The sequence below is a fragment of the Shewanella sp. KT0246 genome (assembly GCF_019654955.1).
GTDB lineage: Bacteria > Pseudomonadota > Gammaproteobacteria > Enterobacterales > Shewanellaceae > Shewanella > Shewanella goraebulensis.
Genome location: NZ_BPEV01000026.1, coordinates 31,580 through 49,771 on the forward strand (window position 1 = coordinate 31,580; position 18,192 = coordinate 49,771).

General features: G+C 39.1%; 18 protein-coding genes and 1 riboswitch. Of the genes, 1 reads left to right on the forward strand and 17 read right to left on the reverse strand.

Annotated elements, in window-relative coordinates:
- Positions 1–129: 129 nt before the first annotated feature.
- From K5Q58_RS13850 to hinT, 10 genes are all read right to left on the reverse strand, one after another.
- Positions 130–678, reverse strand: coding sequence for an NAD(P)H nitroreductase (locus K5Q58_RS13850; RefSeq protein ID WP_220754509.1), 549 nt, complete (start codon positions 676–678; stop codon positions 130–132).
- Positions 679–769: 91 nt separating this feature from the next.
- Positions 770–1,354: a DoxX family protein gene (locus K5Q58_RS13855; protein WP_374758507.1), complete on the reverse strand. Its 585-nt coding sequence runs from the start codon at positions 1,352–1,354 to the stop codon at positions 770–772.
- 102 nt (positions 1,355–1,456) lie between these two features.
- Positions 1,457–2,302: a DUF6279 family lipoprotein gene (locus tag K5Q58_RS13860; RefSeq protein WP_220754510.1), complete on the reverse strand. Its 846-nt coding sequence runs from the start codon at positions 2,300–2,302 to the stop codon at positions 1,457–1,459.
- A 44-nt stretch (positions 2,303–2,346) separates the two neighbouring features.
- A complete protein-coding gene (locus K5Q58_RS13865) occupies positions 2,347–3,387 on the reverse strand; it encodes a phosphotransferase (protein ID WP_220754511.1) in 1,041 nt (346 codons plus the stop codon).
- Between the two features lie 67 nt (positions 3,388–3,454).
- A complete protein-coding gene (gene pnuC, locus K5Q58_RS13870; RefSeq protein ID WP_220754512.1) occupies positions 3,455–4,117 on the reverse strand; it encodes a nicotinamide riboside transporter PnuC in 663 nt (220 codons plus the stop codon).
- Between the two features lie 108 nt (positions 4,118–4,225).
- Positions 4,226–4,486 (reverse strand): YkoF family thiamine/hydroxymethylpyrimidine-binding protein, encoded by a 261-nt coding sequence (locus K5Q58_RS13875; protein ID WP_153915403.1) that lies wholly within the window; start codon positions 4,484–4,486, stop codon positions 4,226–4,228.
- A 159-nt stretch (positions 4,487–4,645) separates the two neighbouring features.
- Positions 4,646–6,832 carry a TonB-dependent receptor gene (locus K5Q58_RS13880; RefSeq protein WP_220754513.1) on the reverse strand — a complete coding sequence of 729 codons (2,187 nt, stop codon included), beginning with the start codon at positions 6,830–6,832 and terminating at the stop codon, positions 4,646–4,648.
- A 114-nt stretch (positions 6,833–6,946) separates the two neighbouring features.
- A riboswitch (TPP riboswitch) is annotated at positions 6,947–7,058 on the reverse strand.
- A gap of 147 nt (positions 7,059–7,205) precedes the next feature.
- Complete coding sequence (locus K5Q58_RS13885) at positions 7,206–7,595, reverse strand: YcfL family protein (protein ID WP_220754514.1); 390 nt, start codon at positions 7,593–7,595, stop codon at positions 7,206–7,208.
- Between the two features lie 136 nt (positions 7,596–7,731).
- Complete coding sequence (locus K5Q58_RS13890) at positions 7,732–8,742, reverse strand: PaaI family thioesterase (RefSeq protein ID WP_220754515.1); 1,011 nt, start codon at positions 8,740–8,742, stop codon at positions 7,732–7,734.
- Between the two features lie 10 nt (positions 8,743–8,752).
- Positions 8,753–9,109 carry a purine nucleoside phosphoramidase gene (hinT, locus tag K5Q58_RS13895; protein WP_220754516.1) on the reverse strand — a complete coding sequence of 119 codons (357 nt, stop codon included), beginning with the start codon at positions 9,107–9,109 and terminating at the stop codon, positions 8,753–8,755.
- 225 nt (positions 9,110–9,334) lie between these two features.
- Between hinT and K5Q58_RS13900 the strand changes: the two genes are divergently transcribed.
- Positions 9,335–11,092: a M61 family metallopeptidase gene (locus K5Q58_RS13900; RefSeq protein ID WP_220754517.1), complete on the forward strand. Its 1,758-nt coding sequence runs from the start codon at positions 9,335–9,337 to the stop codon at positions 11,090–11,092.
- A 79-nt stretch (positions 11,093–11,171) separates the two neighbouring features.
- On the opposite strand, the gene K5Q58_RS13905 is transcribed toward K5Q58_RS13900, so the two are convergent.
- The 7 genes from K5Q58_RS13905 to K5Q58_RS13935 all read right to left on the reverse strand — a co-directional run bounded on the left by K5Q58_RS13905 (position 11,172) and on the right by K5Q58_RS13935 (position 18,192).
- Entirely contained in the window at positions 11,172–12,023 is an 852-nt protein-coding gene (locus tag K5Q58_RS13905; protein ID WP_220754518.1) for a CsgG/HfaB family protein, read from the reverse strand.
- 2 nt (positions 12,024–12,025) lie between these two features.
- The gene (locus tag K5Q58_RS13910; RefSeq protein WP_220754519.1) at positions 12,026–12,430 is read right to left on the reverse strand and encodes a curli assembly protein CsgF; all 405 of its coding nucleotides are present in this window, start codon (positions 12,428–12,430) and stop codon (positions 12,026–12,028) included.
- Between the two features lie 15 nt (positions 12,431–12,445).
- Positions 12,446–13,030, reverse strand: coding sequence for a curli production assembly/transport protein CsgE (locus K5Q58_RS13915; protein ID WP_259651343.1), 585 nt, complete (start codon positions 13,028–13,030; stop codon positions 12,446–12,448).
- Positions 13,027–13,659, reverse strand: coding sequence for a LuxR C-terminal-related transcriptional regulator (locus tag K5Q58_RS13920; RefSeq protein ID WP_220754520.1), 633 nt, complete (start codon positions 13,657–13,659; stop codon positions 13,027–13,029). Before K5Q58_RS13920 ends, K5Q58_RS13915 begins: the two co-directional genes overlap by 4 nt.
- Before the next feature lie 145 nt (positions 13,660–13,804).
- Positions 13,805–15,394 (reverse strand): curlin, encoded by a 1,590-nt coding sequence (locus K5Q58_RS13925; protein WP_220754521.1) that lies wholly within the window; start codon positions 15,392–15,394, stop codon positions 13,805–13,807.
- A gap of 47 nt (positions 15,395–15,441) precedes the next feature.
- Complete coding sequence (locus K5Q58_RS13930; protein WP_259651344.1) at positions 15,442–15,984, reverse strand: curlin; 543 nt, start codon at positions 15,982–15,984, stop codon at positions 15,442–15,444.
- Positions 15,985–16,278: 294 nt separating this feature from the next.
- Positions 16,279–18,192 (reverse strand): bifunctional protein-serine/threonine kinase/phosphatase, encoded by a 1,914-nt coding sequence (locus K5Q58_RS13935; RefSeq protein ID WP_220754522.1) that lies wholly within the window; start codon positions 18,190–18,192, stop codon positions 16,279–16,281.

The window sequence follows — 18,192 nt, forward strand, 5'->3', positions numbered from 1 at the left end:
AGCAACTATCCCAATGACTTTTATCATACCGACGCTGCTTTTGATGCAGCGCCATATTTTATATTTTCTTTTTATGTTTGCTTTGATGTACAGACTTTTTAGTTCAAAGTGCTTTGATAAATCATACCACTATAAAAAACGAGCAAACTGACGACCTTCCTTTAAAGGTTTCACTGGTGCTTTAACTACTGGAGTTCCAACATATAAGAAACCTACAATTTGTTCATTTTCAGCTAAGCCTAACTCTTTATTCACAGTGGCATTAAAAGCAAAGTCACCTGTACGCCAAACTGCGCCTAAACCAATAGAAAATGCTGCTTGTTGCATTGCCATAGTCGCACAGCCTGCAGCAAGTTGCTGTTCTAGCAACGGAACTTTCGGATGCTGTTGGTTTTTAGTCGCAATGGTAATGACCATAGGTGCACGATGAGGCATGCCTTTAGCTTTAGTGATAAAAGCTTCTTCAGCTCCATTAGCGCTAGCTGCTTTAACAAAAATTTCGCCTAATTTATTAAGGCCATCGCCAGCGGCAATAATAAACTCCCAAGGTGTTAAAGCACCATGATCAGGCACACGAGCACCAGCATTAAGAATAAAATCCAGTTGAGATTCTGAAGGTGCTGGTAGCGTTAATCTCGGTGTTGATTGTCGGGTGAGTAATAATTCTGATGCGTCCAATGAAATGTCCTTTTTATCAATCACATTAATTAAATTCAGACTGATACTAACAAAAATCCCACATTGAAGTGGGATTTTTTAACGATTCTATTTATGACATAAAACGCTTTCGAATAAAGTAATCAACGCTGGTGTATCGACCACCTCCCAGCATCAGTAGAGCCAGCAACATAAATAAATAGGTTATGGCAAACTCGATACCGTTATTCAAAATAACAAAATTACCAGAGCTGGTTAGCCATTCATAATTTCCGTGCTGTTGCAAAATGGACTTGGCGGCGGCTAATTTTTCAGCCGAAGCAGCAACATTATCATTCGCTAACCAAGAACTCGCATCCGCTATTGCTAACCAACCATTATCAATATGTACAGCAAAAGCTGCGACGAACATGGTAAACATCATCGGAATTGCAACAAGTCGAGTCGCCAATCCAATTAACAATAAAAAACCACCAAATAGTTCTGTACCAGCAGCCAATGCCGTCATGACTTCAGGCATCGGTAAGCCTAATCCCCAGTCTGGATTACCAAACCAGGCTGCGGTATCGCTAAAATGCGACAATTTGTTGTAACCCGCTTGCATTAATACTGGCGCAAGATAAACACGTAAAGCTAATGGTGCTATGCCTTCAATATGTTTTAAAAAGTTTAAAAACTGCTGGTAAAGATTACTCATATTTATTCCTTAAAATATTCGCTCATTACGTCACTAGACCAAGCATAGTAGATAAATCTTTCAAAACATGATTAAAAATTACTAATTTACATTACGTAACCTTTACTTAATCTCCTTTGATAGGTCACTTAAGTCGGCTATTAACTCATCCATTTTTTTAGTGAAATGTTGTCTTTGTTTGGCTGATAAACTGCTATTAAGGTCAATGATTAATTGACCAAATAAACGAGAGTTTTGGTCAACATGTTGCTGATAAACTTCTGATTTCAATTCATCAGGTGATGTCATCAATAAGCGCATACGCTGCTCAAGTAGCACTGTATCATCGCGCATTTCAATGGCTTGTTGAAATTGCCTTAACCAATCCAGTCGATACTCTAGCCACATATCAAGTGTCGCTATTCGCTGTTTATTGTATTGCTTAACTAATGCTTCTTGCTGTGACGAAACACTGCCTAACCAATCGTCAATGTTATCAATGACTTTTTCATTTGAATCGTCTAGCAATTGCTGCGGAGTTTTTCCGGCATACTTCTGGTTTAACTCTTTATTATCCTCTTTAAGCTTTTCTATCATTTCGCGAGCTTGTTGATCAGAAAGGCTGGATAAAATAGGTAATAAATCAGGTAATACAAAATCAAAAATGCGAAACCAATGTGCTTTAGCATCGGTGACTTGCTGTTGCCATAACTCAGGAGTAACAGTTTGGTTTTGTATCGCTTTTGAAAGAGAATTGAGCTGCTGACTATATCGGAGTAACTCATCTTTTTGATGCCAGATTAGGAATTTCTCTAGTATTACATCAAACTTTTTTTGCTGTTGTTTATCAAAAGTAACGTACTCCTCTACCCGCCACTCGATGGCCCAATCGAGAAAGAAATAGCTAAATTTAGTGGAACACCCCACCAAAAACACCACCAGCAATAATGGAACGAATGACTTCTTCAACGGACGTTCTCCTTAATCTTGGCTATTGATTAAGAATAATAGCCTTATGATATTAAAGATAGGTATTTGTTGAATAACAAAAAATATGAAGTTTTTAAGTTAGTTGAACTTTCATCAACTAAAGTAACATTAATGAGTTGCTCATCTTCTGAGTGCGTGCTTTTAGCTGCCATCATTAATGCCCAGGCCGCACCAAATGCCCAAAAGCAGTTATAGATTTGTTCTAAATAGTGAATAGCATTGGATTGTAGGTTTGGATGCTGACATAGATATTGCTCAGAAAGATCTTTAGCTTGTTGCTCAGTTAATTGATGGGTTGCCAAAATCGAGGCTAAATCAAACATCGGATGGCTTGCTGCACAATATTCAAAATCGATACACAACAAATTATCTTGTTGTAGCAATAAATTAAAAGGTGATAAATCGCGATGACAAAATTGAGGCCTAATCAAACAAGACTCTAAATCAGTCAGCCAAGAAGTCATTGCTGGCTTTAAGTTTGTTAGTTGCTCAAAAGCATCACACCATTGTTCATCTAATTGGTTATTTGACAGTTCAGCTAGTGACTCAAGATAGACCTGCCACTGCTCAGTAATGCTAATGACTTTCGGGGGTAATGCTAAGGTAGTGAATTGCTTTAGTAAGCTCAGTAATTGGCTAACGGGTTCGTACTGTTCAGCTAAACCATCGCCATATCGAAAGGAATTGTTACTGGGTCGATTAGATGAGCTAAAACCATATTCAGAGAATGTAGATGACCAATCAAAGCTTGTTTGCTTGATAAACTCACTTAAATAAAACTGCTTAGTCTCACTTTGCCATATGAGTTTAGGTGCTAATTTGATAGCTTGTGCCATTCGCCAGCAAGCCACTTCATTGTCTCTATCACACCACTGTTCAATATCTTTATTATCACGTAACACCCAGTCTTGAGATGGCATTTTAAGATAATAATTACTGTTACTTAACCCTGCAGACAATCTATCGACGCCATTACAATTGTCGCTGATATCCACCACTAATGATGACGGCAATTGATGTTTAAGCTCAGTTGGCAATAATGCCCAAGGGTTAAATACTGTCATCGGTTATTAATCTTTATTCTCGCTCAGTTTATGAATTAAAAAATAGCTGAATGTTTATTAACACGTGTTATTTAGCTAGATTTAACTGTGCTTCAAGCGTATCTTGCTGCATTTTTTTACGCCACATAAAATAACCACTCACCGCCATAAATAAATATAAAACCAGTAAACCAGAAGTAAGCATTAAGCCTTTTTGAAGATACAAATATATAGACAATGAATTTATCACCATCCAGTAATACCAGTTTTCAATTACTTTTTTAGCTACTAGGTAGGTGGTCATCACGGCAAAACACGTAGTTAACGCATCAAGGTATGGAAAAGATGCCGAAGTATTCGTGGCCATCAAATAACCGACAATCAATGATATTACTGACGTTACCGCAATAATAATCAAATGCTTATTCAATGACCAACTCACAATAGCTAGCTCTGTGTCTTGTGAGCTGCCTTCAATTTTATTACTGCCATAACGCCATAACCAAAAGCCATACACTGCCATAGCCATATAATAGACGTTAAGTAGGGATTCCATTAATAGTGAGACTTTCCAAAACAACACCGTATAAATAGCGGTACTAACAAAAGCTGCGGCCCAGCACCAGATATTGGTTCTCATGGCTAAAACTAAATAGGCGATCGCAAGTACAACAGCAATAGCTTCCCACCCTGTCATAGCGGACGCTTCTGTTATCGCGGTTTGAAAGTAACGGAAAATCTCAGCAAGCATATTAATAGTTTCTTTTTCTATACAAAAATAAATTAACTAAAGTATTTAAGGGAAATAGTTCTTAATAATTAGTTTCTTATAATGAGTAGCAATAGTTCGTTATGAACGTTATTCAGTGTGAGTTAAATCCAGCTCACCACCAATGAATTTACACACAAAAACAGCCTTGCCCCACTTTTGGTGAGCGGCTTCCATCTCCACAGCAAGCATTGACATAACATCTGCATATTCACCACAAACTTGAGTTGCCATTGCATTAGTTTTTCTTTCGATATTTGAGTAGCTATCAACACGGCCAATAAACCATTTTATCGGATCTAAATAGTTTTCGTTAAACGGGTACATACTGATTTCAGCTGTTAATTTCATCAGGAACTCCTTTGGGACGACTTAAGTAAAATTACCGCCGTAGTTTAGCAAAGAAATGGCAAACCATGGCGGTATTTCACTGTATAACATTGTTAAGTAACTATATTAAAACCATTGTTATTGTTAAAGAAATTTAGCTTTATCAATAACCAGTAAACGCTACATAAACTTCACATCAAGTGTAATGCCTAATTGACGAGGATCGCCATAACGAACATATTGTTTGTCAGCCCAATCTAAATCTGGCTCATTACCAAAGTAGAAACCACGTACGCCATATTGCTCATCAAATAAGTTTCTGCCCCATAAGTAAGCAGACCACATTTGTGACTCATAACCAATGCGCGCATTGAATATAGTGTAAGCATCTGATTTTGATTCATTGCTATCAGAGTAATAGAAGTCACTTTTACCACTCGCATTTAAGTTGGTGAACCAGCCTGAATCACTGACATAACTCATACCAGCACTGTAAGTGAAGTTAGGCGCATGAGCCTGGTCGCGCCCCGTTAAATCTATAACGTTGCCGTATTTATCATTGTATTGATAATCACCGTATTCTGTTTCTAACCAACCTACACTGCCGTAAAATTCAATATTATCAGTGGCGTAGTATTTAAAGTCAGCTTCTGCGCCATAGTTTTTGGCACTACCAGCGTTTTCAGTGTATAAAATGAAGCGTTGCTGATCGTCAGGATCTTGTTGTGACGCTGATACTTGTTGGTTTTGACGGTCCATATAAAATAACGCCATATTGGTCGCCACTGCGGCATCTAGCCATGATGATTTAAGGCCTAGTTCATAGTTGTATAGAATTTCTGTATCAAATTCTTTTTTGTCGGCAAGTTCAGGTGGTAAGGTCATATTAAAGCCACCCGCTTTGTAACCACGAGCGATTCTAAAGTAAGCGTTATGATCTTGATTTAAGCTTTTAGAAATCGCTAAATGCCCGCCCCACATATTTTCTGTAGGATCGAACTCGTCACCATTACTGTCCGAATACTCACTTACACGACGTTCTAAACGTACCCCTGCAGAAAATACGTAACCATCACCAAATTGAGTATCGGTTTGAGCAAAAATGGCATAGTTGGTGGCTTCATATTCTGATTGCAAGACTTCATCAGGCCAGCCATTGTATTCAGAGTATAAATCGTTATCTTCTTTTAGGTTCATGCCATATAAACCCAATAACCAGTCCGTAGAATCGTTAAAAATTCGGCCTGCTTCGTTCGAGCTAATACGGAACTCTTGTGAAATGGTTTTGCGGTCGCCTTGCTTATCCCATGTGTAATCGTAAACACATGGCTCTGTGCCAATCTCTACCCAGTTATCATCATAAGCAGTACATTCTTTTGAAGCCCAGTACTCAGGGTTAGCCCAATCACCATCATAATTATGGTGATGGTCAGTTTGCGCAAATGAGGTCAACGAAGTCAGTTCAAATTTTTCAAACTGAGTAAAAATCGCTTTTAGGCCAACGCCAGTGGTTTTTTGACTATCAACTCCAGGCTTGTCCGTAATGGTTTCAAAACCATTATTATCTAATGTCCAAGCATCATAGCCGTTATCAAAATTGGCGTGTAATAAGGTTAAATCAAGCTGCACGTCATCGGTTGCATACCAGCGCAGTTTTGCTCTAGCGGTAAACTCGTCACGGGCGTTTGTGTCTTCACGCTCCAGATAGGTATTATCACGGTAACCATTTTGAGAATGCTGCTCTAACGATACGCGGTACAACAATTTACCAGAGTCAGATAAGGGACCTGAGCTGAAACCAGAGAAGGTTTGTAAATCATCGTCCCCCATTGATACTTGTGCACCATGTTCAAATACATCCGTTGGGTCATTACTTTTCAAATAAATTAAACCCGCTAAAGCATTAGCACCGTATTGAGTCCCTTGCGGCCCACGCAGCACTTCTACTTGTTGCATATCGTACATGCTTGAAACCATGCCGATACCTGATAAATCAATATCATCAACGATAAAGCCAACTGATGAGTTAGGTGCGCCTTGATATTCTTCTTGCTCACCCACACCACGAATTTGGAAATATTTTGGACGTGAACTACCACCTGACCAGTTAAAGTTGGCTATTGAATTCAACACATCTTCAAAATGCTGCGCCCCTTCGTCTTGTAATTGCTGACTGTCGATTACCGTCACACTAGAAGGCGCTTTTTCAAGCTCGATATTACTGAAATCAGCATTAACAACAATGACTTCCATCTTTTCTGCATTTGGCGCTGCGCGCTCAATATCTTCAGTTTGTGCAACAGCAGAAGTCGATAAAGCGGCGAGAATGGCAATCGCAACAGGCGATTTAGGTTTAAATAAAGACATAGGACCTCAAATAATAATTTTGAGATCCGGCAAGCATAGTGAATGAGTGATGTGCATCTGTGACAAAATGGTCGAGTTCGCTTTACTGCTTTAGCGCTAGTTCAAAAATGATGTCTTAAAAAATGCAGCCTATTCCTACGCCGGTATTAGCCGGATCAGGTTCTAAGGGTTTGTCATAAAACATCTCAGTTAACTCTTTTTCGAGCTAACACCCCTTGGCGAGGCGGATTATAAACGATTAGACATAAGTACGACACTGTTACTGAGAACTTTTCATTAACTATTTAAGTACAAATTTGCATCACCCCAAAAACCATGAAATTTAGGTATAAAAAAACACCCAAATAAGGGTGCTTTTTAAAAATGTTGACGCTTAATTGGAAAAGGCTTTGCGCACATAAACATCAAATCGTGTGGCTGAGGCATTCGGTGCGACTGCAGTTACTTGCATTTGTTGTTTGCCATGAAGTTTCAGAGACTTCCAGCTTGTAGCTTCATCTTCAATGGTAAATCCTCCAGCATCATACCAAGTAAATTTATATTGCAGACGTAAATCGGTGCCAACCTTACTTAGAATTAACGCCGAACCTTGTAATAAATCACCTTGAGTACGCACGTTAACTTGTTCGACAGTAACTTCTTGACCAAATGAGTAATTATCAACCCGAGTTTCGCCATTGGAACCTGCTGATACACCTGCGGTGTGATTCGCACAAGCTGACATCATTAATACTAATGTTACGACAACTATTGAAAATTTCATCATGCATCCTCTTGATAACTTAACCCAATTGGGTTGAAACTGACTGTTAATAAATGACTTATATTAGGTAGCTTATAATAAGCGGCTAATACTAAGCGGCTTACATTATTTACTCTTCTACAGAATAGACAAAAGCCTATTGGTCTAATAAAAAGTGCGCTCTAGCGGTGGCAATTAATTGCTTTCTATTTGTTTGCCAACAATTGATTGTAACATGAGCGACTCTGCGACCTTGACGGGTGATTTTGCACTCAGCGAAGGTATCTTGGTGTAAACCAGCCCTTAAATAATCAATTGAAAAGTCAATAATTTTAGGCACTTTCTTCGCTTGCATAAACACCATTAGTTGCACAATTGCCGACATTTCCATAAAGCCTGCAATCACACCACCATGAATAGCGGGTAAAATCGGGTTGCCAATATTGTCGTCTTTTTGCGGTAATTTAAACACCATTTCATCACCGAAACGATTAACACTCATGCCGATAAACTGTGTATACGGCACTTTAGCTAATAAATAACTATAATCGTTCAAGTCGATGGCACGTTTAACAATATCATGAACATTTAAATCATCCGCCGCAAAAGCATCCGCAATTGGCGTAACTGACTCTCGAGTCTCAACATTACTTTTGCTTGACTCTACAGTATTTTTTGACTCGCCCATTAATGCTTGACGGAATTCTTCACCTACCATTTCAGGACTAATACGCATAAATGAACCCACGGCGTGAGCAATAGGGTCATCAACACTGTCTTGATAAGCAATCGCCCTAGTGAATGCTACATTGGCAGATAAACGATAACACTCCGCAATGGCATATAGCGGCTTATCGGGTTCAGCTGGCTTCATATAGTCGACACGCAAATCCAGTGTTGGTGATATCTCTAAAGACTCATATTTAGCTAAAATCGCACTCACAACCGAAGTCCCAGATGCAGTGTCGATTAGCGTAGTCACTACCCCGCCATGGATAACACCAGTATCTGGGTCGCCAATAATATCCTGGCTATATGGCAGTTCAAGTAACACATGATGTTCACTGGCTTCAAGCACACTGATATTCAATCTGCGGCACTGCGCTAATTGATTAACAAAGCGGGTTGCCACTTCTGTTAGCGGAAAAAAATCACTGTTTATTTTCATTTCGCTCAATTTATCCTGCGTGATTTAGCATAGAACCCAATGGTTTTCCGCCTACCAAATGCATGTGAATGTGATAAACCTCTTGGCCACCATGTTTATTACAATTCATAATTAAACGATAACCATCTTCAGCGATACCAGCCTCATCAGCTAATTTAGCTGCAACTGACATCATGCGACCTAACGCAAGTTCATCTGAAGCTTTAATATCATTAGCAGTCGGAATAAGATGATTCGGAATAATTAAAATGTGAGTCGGTGCTTGAGGTGAAATATCACGAAACGCAGTGACTAGCTCGTCTTGGAATAAAATATCCGCAGGAATTTCGCGGCGAATAATTTTACTAAAAATGGTTTCTTCGGCCATGGGTAATCATCCTTATCGTTTATGTAGGGTGAAGCCTGTTACGGGATCTACAAACTAGGTTATCTTATAGTATCAACTACCGCCTTTGTCACTCCAGTAAATACTCCTTTTAGATTTAGAAGATTTGTACATCAGCATTTGCACATTGTGAGTGATTTTGGCAGCATTAAGATTCTTCTAGCTCGCATTTCTTTTTAGCAACACCCACTTACTTGGAATTTGTTCATGCATTATCACATCATTGCTATCGATCCTAAAGCGCATTTATTTGAAGTCACTCAAACAATTAGCACAGCAAAACCTCATCAGATTTTGTCATTACCCTCTTGGCTACCTGGCAGTTATATGATCCGTGATTTCGCCAGAAACCTGATTGATATAAAAGCGGTTGATAACAATGAACAACCGATCGAAGTATTGCAGTTAGATAAACAAACTTGGCAATGCCAAAACAGTGAAAATTTTATCAAAATTAGTTATCAAGTTTATGCTTGGGACCTATCTGTGCGTTCAGCGCACTTAGATACTACCCATGGCTTTTTTAATGGCAGTAGCGTTTTCTTATGCGCTAAAGAACTTGAAGAAACCAAGCATACTTTAACCATTGAAAAACCAGCATTAGATGAGTTAAAGCAATGGAAGTTAGCCACCAGCATGAAAAGAACTGCAGGTGAACAATTCGGCTTTGGAGAGTTTTATGCCGATAACTATGATGACTTCATTGATCACCCTGTTGAAATGGGCGAACTGACTATTGAAAGCTTTGAAGCTTGCGGCGTACCGCACGATGTTGTCCTCAGCGGTAAACATCGCGCATCAATGCCGCGCATATGTAAAGACTTAAAAGCCATTTGTGAATACCAGATAAACCTTTTTGGTGGCAATGCTCCCTTTGAACGCTATGTCTTTTTAACCACTGTTTTAGGTAATGGTTTTGGCGGATTAGAGCACCGTGCAAGCACTGCGTTAATGTGTTCTAGAAAAGATTTACCCACTAATATGGAGCACGAGGTCAACAAAGATTATCGGGTTTATCTATCCCTATGTAGTCACGAGTATTTCCATAGTTGGAATGTAAAACGGATTAAACCTGCCGAGTTTACGCCATTCGATTTATCTAAAGAAGCTTACACAGAGCAACTTTGGGCCTATGAAGGCATAACATCCTACTTTGATGACTTTTTAACTTATCGAAGTGGTTGTGTAGATCAAACTCAATATTTAACCATGCTTAGCGAAATCATGACTCGAGTTTATCGCTCTCAAGGTCGTTTTAAGCAAACCTTAAAATCGTCGAGCTTTAATGCGTGGACTAAATTTTATAAGCAAGATGAAAATGCCAATAATGCCATTGTCAGCTACTATACTAAAGGCGCGTTATTCGCACTCTATTTGGACTTAACGATCCGTCTAGAAACTAACGGAAAACAGAGTTTAGATGATGTTATGCGCGAACTTTGGCAAGATTATGGCTCAAAAAACATTGGCACCCAGATTGATACCCACCAACAAATTATCGAAAGTCTGTTAAACAGAAATTGCGATGATTTATTTGCTTACCTTGATAACACCCAAGATATCCCGCTAAAGCCTTTACTTGAAAAAGTAGGGATTACTATGCGACTTCGAGCAAGCGCAGGAAATACCGATTTAGGTGGCGGAGATGTGTCTGGCAATAAAATCGCATTTGGCGCAAAAACTAAACCGGAATCTATCGGCCTAAAAGTCTTAACGGTGGCCCGAGCTAGCCCTGCTCATCAAGCTGGATTAAGTGCTGGAGATTTATTGATTGCAGCTAATAACTTGCAAGTTGATGCTCAATTTGAAGCGCAACTTCAAACTATGACCGTCGGTGAAGAATTGTTATTTCATTGGTTTAGACGAGACGAGCTGATGCAGGGGGTTATGCCAATCAATGAATCAGTAGCTGATACAATTAGCCTTGAAATTCAAGATAAAAATAAGCTAAGCATTTGGCTATAGTGAATATCAAATCTTAATAAGTAATTTATAAGTAAAAAAAGGTGCCTCAAAGGCACCTTTTTTACGTGTTGCTGATAAATTATCCTCGTTTGATTCTCGCGCTCACTTTCGCTTCGCTGTGAGCTTCTAACCAATATTTCTGTAAGGTTGTGTTTTGCATTCCTGTTGCTGAATCACCTAAACTCCACGCCCCTTTCCAAATCCCATCAGCGATTAAGTGAACCACTGCGCTTTCAATTGCCGAAACAACACAAAGACTCACTGGTTCATTTGAAGTATAGCCAGCTTCAGCTTCTAATAAATCTTGAGCATCAATAAACTTAAACACTCCTGCAGTAATTTCTTTTGATATAACCGCTTTAGTTGTCGTAACACTACTCAGTAAACGGCCTGTTCGAATGTCCACTGCACGTAGGTTGACAGTAATACTGTCAACACGATACTGCCCTGACGCACCTATACCTAAATAACGTGCGCCTGCACCGCCAGTTTTAATGTTGGTATCATAAGCGACAATTCCGCCTTCCATTAACACCTGAGCACTGTTTAATTGTGGAAGTTTACTCGCATCCCCTTTAAGTCCTGCGCGAACAATTTTTCGCTCAGTCAAAAGGTTTTGAAGTCCTTCTCGCTCTACTGGTATAAACCAAGCCGAATCATTTAAAGACTGCGCTAAAAACGCTGTCCCAGACTGTGGCACTGCTGTTGAAAAGTTACTTGATGGAATTGGCTTGTATTGGCCTGTTTGGTCTCTAAAGTCGTAAACAGCAGCAACCATAGCGCCTTGCGGAAAAGGTAAACTTGTTAGGTCATAATAAGTTTCACTTTTTGGCATTAGGCTAGACGTTGCATCAATGTCTTCAAATTGTTCATCAACTGATGAACAAGCTGAAAGCAAGATGACTAAAGAACTTATAATAATTTTATTCATTGTTAGCCACCCACACTATCATCAACAATACCGCCAACTTCAATAATGGTTGTTTCGCCAGTTAGCACATCAGTTATATGTACAATTAACGAACCATCTTCATTGACGACATTAATTTCGAAATCATCAGTTAATAAATATCCTTCCCCACCATTAGCTGCATCATTAAATAGCTGACTCATTAATCTTGACTGCAATGAGCTAGAAAGCCTTTCAAGAGCCGTTGGCGCAACATAGCCAGAACCACCACCATCGTGGTCATTCTGAGCCGCAGCATTCGCTAATAAGTATGAACCATTTAAATAACTGCCACCAAAGGCTGGATTCACAGGTTGATAAATCAATTGAGTTGCAAAAGTATCAAGTGAGAACATTAATACTATTGAAGTTAATATTAGTTTTTTCATATTGGCATTCCCTGCTTATATCTCATCAGGAGCAAGATCAGGATCAAATAACGCTCCCAACACTGCTTGTTCGTTTCTTTTAGTCACAGCAGCATTCACTCTCTTAGCTGCGTAATCGGCCTGATCGTCCATATTCCTACTCACCGGTGAAACAAAAGTGACAAATATGGTTTTACGATTATGTTGAATTAAAATTTTACTACCACTTCTTGCTGTTGCTTGCTCAACAACGGTTAAGCCCGAGTGTTTGTTATTACCGCCAATATCTCGATATGCAGCTACAAATTCACGATAAAATCTATGACCTAACCTTGTCATAGCTCTGTTTAATATAAGTCCATCAATTAAGTCTGATTCTTGTTTAGGTTTGTTATCATTAACTATGATTGATTTTGTCCCTGGTTTTTTTAATGAATTTTCTTGTGCCACAGATGCTTTAGACTCTGGCACGATTTCATCTAAAGCTGGCTTCACCTCAGGGACTGACACTTGTTTTTGAGGTTCGACTTCAACTTTATTAACTTCAGCAGCCACCGACTCATTCATCAAAATGACAAATAAGAAATTAAGGCTGATGAATATCAATAAAGAATTTTTCACACTCTTACCTCATGCATATGAGTTTGAGCCCAAGCAATCGCTTGCCCACGACTTGAAACTCCAATTTTTCTAAATGCTCTATAAAGGTGAGTTTTAATGGTGCTTTCACTAACAAATAGTTGATTCGCAATATCTAAGTTAGTACTACCTGTTAAAAGTGCTTGTAACACTTCTCTTTCTCTAATAGTAAGATGCTCCGATTCGTCATCTGCATCATCATTCATAATCGACTTATGTAAATCAATTGGGATGACACTGCGGCCTTTCAAAATTTCATTTAAACCACTACTAATTTCGGTTAGATCCGCATCAATATAGAATGCGCCTGTCGTTGTGGCAGGATGGATAAGAAATTTTGCATCAACTTGTTTTGGAAAATTTATAAACACTGTCTTTACAACATAATGCTCGCGCTCAATCAGTCGTTGTAATTGATAAGCTTGTTGTAAATCTATGGTGGCCAAATCAAACACCACTAAAGATATTTGCTGAGTTGCGAGTTGAGAACTCATTGTTGCTGGTGTTGCTTTTGCAAGCTTAACCAAAAACTCTTGAGGCCAACGACAATCAAGTAAATCGATGAGTAATTGAGAACGGGAAACTATCATCCAGTTGATAACTTTAAACATCACTTACACTCCATGTGATTGCGAATAAAAGATAATTAATAAGCTCTGATACTGTACCTGTATCATTAAAGCCAGATTAGCAAGCTAACCTGGCTTTAACAATTAGCCGAAAGGGTGTTTAAAAACCCTTACTTATACTTTAGTACTACATACCTTGGTTAACCATAGCTGTGTTGCTAGAACCAAATTGAGTTACTAAAGCAGAGTTACCCATATCAGTTTGAATAACTGTCGCAGCATTTAGGCTTCCACCCTCAACATAAACATCTGCAAAGTTCTCAGAACCCGTTTGAGTAATATTAATGTCATTTGTTGTACCAACCCATGATTCACCTACCGCTTCGTTTAAAGAACCAGATTGAATGATATCGATAGTAGAGCCAGTACTAGCACCATCTGCATATGCATGGTTAGATGTACCAGTTTGGCTAATGTTTATGATATTGCCATCACCGAATGTACCAGCACCAATATCCGAACCATAATAATTCACTGCAGAAGGATGATTAGAAACAGTGTTGCCTGTACCGTCTTGAGTAATGTTAACTTGGCTACCGGCACCTAAATCTGTTGCAGCACCTGCGTAGTTAGAAGTACCAGATTGACTAACCATTACTCCATTACCAAAACTATTTGACCCTTGGTCCACAACAGCCATGTTTAAATCACCGCTTTGTGTAACCGTTGCACTATCACCGTCACCTAATTGATCAACAGTTGCTGTGTTACCAAAACCTAAAGCTGAAGAGCCACTCTGGCTAACAGTTGCTGTGTTTCCATTATTAGCTTGTGTAACATAGGCCATTTGGCTGTATTCAGATTGCGTTACTGTTGCTGTTTGACCAGTTCCAGACTGCATAACTGTAGCTTGCCCTTCTTCACCACTCTGAAGCACTGTAGCCGTTCCACTATCACCCAGTTGATCAACATCAGCCATATTACTCAAATTTGATTGAGTTACATAACCTTGGTTACCGTCACCCATTTGCAGAACATTCGCATTATTTGCTAAACCGGTTTGAGTTGTATTACCAATATTTCCGTTACCAACCTGGCTCACTACTGCGATAGTAGTATCTGAACCGGCACCTGAATAATTCTGCGTATCTTGCATGACTGTAGAACTGTTTAAAGAACCATCTTGAGTAATCGAAGCTGAAGCTGCATCAGAAGAATCTTGATCAATTAATGCTGTGTTAGTTGGGCCGCCATATTGTGTAATCGTGGCATCAGCATAATCTGACCAGTGATTATCAATAGTTGCAGTGCTATCAAAACCGTTTTGATTAATTGTAGAAGTAGCACCGTCACCATTATCTTGTATGATAGTTGCTGTATTTTCATCGCCATTTTGGTTCACTATAGCAGTTGCATTATCAGCATTAAAAATTTGTTGTGTAATATCAGCTTGGTTTAAATTACCTACTGTATTAATTTCTGCTACCGCTGTTTGGGTACTAACTTGTTGAGTGATATTACCAGTGTTTGTACTACCGTTTTGATTTACAGTTGCAGTAGACTCAGAAGTATCAGACTGATTAATTGTCGCAGTGTTTGAAGTACCATCCTGATCAACAAATGCATCATTGTCATTGCTATTTACAACTTGGTTAACAGTTGCTGAATTACCAGTACCATTTTGCTCAACTTCTGCTTCATTACCACTACTTGCATATGCGCTACTAGAAGCAAAAATTGCAGCTGTAACTAAAAGAGCTATTTTAGAGTGTTTCATTATCGTATTTCCCTTTACTATGTTTAAAAAAATTATTTATGCTTGGATTAATTACCACAACATCTTTGAGTGATTTCAACATGCTGTGAATTACCCCATTGGAGTACACCTACCGCATTCCCGGATCCGTACTGCTGGATCTCGATAGAATTTTCGTAACCACTTTGCTGTATTAAAGCTACGTTTCCTGTTCCTGTTTGCATAACATCGAGATATAAGCTTTCTCCATGCTGCAAAGAGACAACCACATTACCCACCCCGGTTTGTAAGATTTGCGCTTCAATATCAGAACCTGACTGAATCAAACCAGCAAAATGTTGCGAGCCTTGTTGATTAGTATTTATTGAATTATTAAAGCCACCTTGATGAGAACGGAATAAGTTGTCCATTCCAGATTGATTTAAGTTTAATGAGTTATCACTTCCGTCTTGATTGATACGAGCAATATTATTTGCTCCGCTAGCAAGTTCATCATATTCACTTAAATCTGACTGACTGAAACTAGGAAAAGAAGCTAGACAGACAACAAGAGCAAGCATCCCTGCTATTGTTTGTAAGCGATGCAATATTTCACGCTTGAATAAGTCCATGCTTCCTGCCCTTACCATAGTGAAGAGTTAATTCCCTTCACATTTCCAGTAAGCTCAGTATTACTTTTTCCTGACTAGCTTGAATCCACCCCGAGTATTAAAGGCGCTTAGACCAATAGGCTAAAAAAAATATTACCCCCTACTTTATTACTATAAGCCCAAATAGCACTAAAACACCTAAAGCGTTGATAAACATGAATTAAATACAATGGCGTCAGTAAAATGACATATAACGAAAGGTTGAGAGGTTTACAAGAAGAGAGACTTTCTAGAGCTCGAAGTTGACGGTCAGTATTAACCCAACAACAAATAAAAGCACCACAGTAATAGAATTGCACACATGGTTTGCCAAAATTTAATTGGATTTCTTTGAATAAAAGGAATGAAGGTTTTGGAATCAGTTTGGCTGGGTGTAGTTAATGCGTGAATAAACTCATTGGTATCAGCAAAGCGTAATGAAGGCTCAACAGATAACGCTTTTTGTAATGCTTTATCCATCCATTCGGGCACCATGGGATTAGTTGCATAAACGGGGATATAAGTAAGCTTTAAAAAGTCATTTCTGCTATGGCATTTGGCTAGTTGTCCTTTAAAAGGCTGTTCACCAGCAAGCATTTCATAAGCTATAACGGCAAAAGAGAATAAGTCAGCTCTGCCATCGGACTGATAACCTAGAATAACTTCAGGTGATGTGTAATCCGCAGTACCCAGTATCTTGTCTCGTTTAAGCGGCGTATTAATTTCAGCAATGCCTTTAATATGGCAAGCACCAAAGTCAATAATTTTGACCACCCCATCTCGAGTGAGATAAATATTATCTGGCTTTAAATCTTGATGAAGTGTTTCTTTACGATGAAAAGCCCGAATACCAGTCTCTACTTGCTTTAGTAACAGTAATACATCCTCAACAGGCCCTCGCTGATGTTGTTCCATCCAATCAGCCAAACTTAAGCCTTCTAGATATTCAGTCAAATAATAAAGCGCCGACTTATTAACATGATGATCAACGACTTTCACCACATGCTGATTATTAATTCTATGACCTATCCAACTTTCAAGCATAAAACGTTCAATATAAGCTGCATCATCAATGTAATTTACTGACGGTGTTTTCATACAGCGTTCTTCACCGAGCTTATTTTTTACGATATACACTTGGCTGCGTTGACTTTGATGCAGCACTTTAGTGACTTCATAGTCATCCAGTTTCATCCCTACTGCCATTGGCGGCGGAAAAGGACGGCTAGAAAGTTTACGATAAACATCGTCAATGGCTTGAGTGGGTAGCTGTTTTACTCCGATAAGCTGGGCGCTTAAGTTATCCTTGCTCTCCAATTCAAAGGCTTTATCAAGCAGCTTTTGACAAAATATCTCACAGGAATTATCCGATAAAGTTGGATTAGATTGTTGAAAATTCGATAAACTTTTAGCCAGTTCATGATCGGTAACCACATCATGGATACCATCTGTGGTCATTAAATAAAGGTCACCAACTTCAATATTAAACTGTTTGTAATCAACCTCTAGATTGACATCCATTCCCAATGCGCGAGTAAGATAACTGGTAAAGTCATTCACTGATGTGCTGTGATCGCGACTTAATTTGACCAGTTGACCTTGTCTAAAGCGATATATTCGCGAATCACCCACATGCAGCATATGCGCCGAACACGACTTAAACACTAACGCACTAAAAGTACATACATAGCCTTTCCGTGCATCGCGATAGTCTTGACCTAAACCATACAACCAGCGATTAAGCGCAGTTAAAACACGAGTACTAGAGGTCAAAACACTCCATGATTCAGGCGTTGAATAGTAATCAGCGATAAAGTTAGACACGCTTATGGCTGATGCTTTAGCACCACCTTCAGCTGCACTCACTCCATCGCTGATGACACTCACAATCCCTTTTGTGGTTAACATCAAACCCGTAGGTATTTTGATGCCAATTGCATCTTCATTATCTGGTTTGCGCCCTTTATCAGACACTTGTCCTGCAAATACTTCCAAAACTCCAGAAATCGGTAATTGCTCAGCTTTTGGGTTTGTTGCATCCACTAAAACAGCTTTGCTCTTACCCAAGTGACTGTCGATATGAGCCTCGATATGAGTATCAACATGAGCAACTGCTTGAGTTAAGGTGTTCTCACTCTCTGCCTTATTCAAACCTGCAGTGTTCAATTTAGTATTATGGTTTGATTGCAT